Source organism: Kitasatospora sp. NPDC058965, assembly GCF_042741245.1.
In the GTDB taxonomy this organism is placed as follows: Bacteria; Actinomycetota; Actinomycetes; order Streptomycetales; family Streptomycetaceae; genus Kitasatospora.
The window spans coordinates 1-1,528 of sequence record NZ_JBHYKG010000593.1 but is presented as its reverse complement, the minus strand read 5'-3'; the positions used below and the strand labels follow the sequence as shown (position 1 = coordinate 1,528).

Sequence of the window (1,528 nt, the reverse complement as noted above, 5' to 3'; positions counted from 1 at the left end):
CCACCGCGGTCGCGGTGGCCGACGGCGCCGTGGCCCGGTGAGGCGGCGTCAGCCGTTGTCGTCGGGCAGGTTGATCTGCGCGAAGGCGGCGCCCACCTGGAAGCCGTCCAGCGTGGTGTTGAACCGCATCCGCAGGTCGGTGTCGCCCGGGCGGACCAGCCGGGAGATGTTGAAGACGCTGGCGTCCTGGCCGAAGGTGTTGTCGTAGCTCGGGTTCCGGGTGAAGTGGTCCTCCGGGTACGGCGAGCTGATCGTGGAGTCCATGATGTCGTTCGCCGGGTGCCTGGCGTCGCTGATCATCGTCTCGGGTCCGGTGGTGGTCTTGATGGAGAGCGTGTCACCGGTGTAGGTGCGGTCGCCGTCGTAGGCCAGGAAGCCCAGCTTCGCGTCGAGCTTGTCCTCCTGCGGGATCGTGAAGCCGTTGACGTCGATGTCGATCGGCGGCGAGTCCGGCAGCTCCACCTGGAAGCCGTCCCACAGGTGGATGTGGCGCATCGGCTGGTTGCAGTCCTCCAGCGCGACGATCAGGGTCCAGCTGCCCCAGCTGTGCGGCTTGACCACCGAGTCCAGGTCGGCCACCTCGTAGTCGCCGCCGCGGGCCGCCTTGACGATGTCGGTGACGTCGGCGGAGGCCTGGTAGGCGGTCTCCACCTCGGTGTTGACCTGGCCGATGTCGCCCTCGGCCGCGATGTTGCGGAACTCCGCGTCGCCCGGCGCCTTGAAGTAGACCTCGTCCACCTGGGTCAGCGGCAGCACGGTGCTGCCGATGCCCCGGGTCCCGCCCCAGTACAGGCGGGCGTACTTGACCGTCGCGCTGTCCGGGATGGTCAGCTTCGCCGACGACGAGGAGTAGATGTCGTCACCGAGCGGGCCCTTGGTGCCGGGCGGCTCGATGTTGACGTACTTCATCGTGTAGTTGTTGTTGAAGATCCCCTGTCCGACCCCGTTGCGCGCGTCGGTGCAGGACGCCGCCCCGGCCTTCACCGGCGGCTTGGTCTCGTCGCAGGTCATCAGCGAGTTGCCGATCCGCGTGATGGTCCCCTGCATGTCGGCCTGGAACCGGGTGGTGAGCGGGATCGGGTGCTCGCTGAGCACCGGGGCGTTCGGGTCGTCCCGGTGCTGCGCGCCGGCACTGCCGCGCTCGGGCGCCACCGCCGGGTGCGCCCCGGCCACCGGGACGAAGAGGAACTGGGCTGCCGCGGCGGTCGTCGCGGCTACCGCCACGGCGCATCGACGGACCAGCCTGCGCGCGCCGGTGGCGCGGCCTGCGGGGTTGGACATGACGGCCTTTCAGGTCGGACCCGGATCGGGTTCTGACGCCCCGTCGGAGGGGCCTTCCCCCATACCAGCACGTACCCGGCGTAGCCACCCTGTTACGTTGCGCCAACGGTGCGGCATATGCCGGACCGGGTCGCGGCCGGAACCCCGCCCGCCGCACGGCCCGGGGCCGGCCACACCCGGGGCCGCGGCGGCGAACGGGGCCCGTCGCGGGGGGGGGGACGCCCCCCGCGCCCGCCCCCCGCCCGGG

General features: G+C 71.3%; 1 protein-coding gene. It reads right to left on the bottom strand.

The genetic code is table 11. The features are described 5' to 3' along the window. Nucleotides 1-48: 48 nt before the first annotated feature. Nucleotides 49-1,281: a hypothetical protein gene (locus ACFW1A_RS40445; protein ID WP_380418728.1), complete on the bottom strand. Its 1,233-nt coding sequence runs from the start codon at nucleotides 1,279-1,281 to the stop codon at nucleotides 49-51. Between the last annotated feature and the right edge of the window lie 247 nt (nucleotides 1,282-1,528).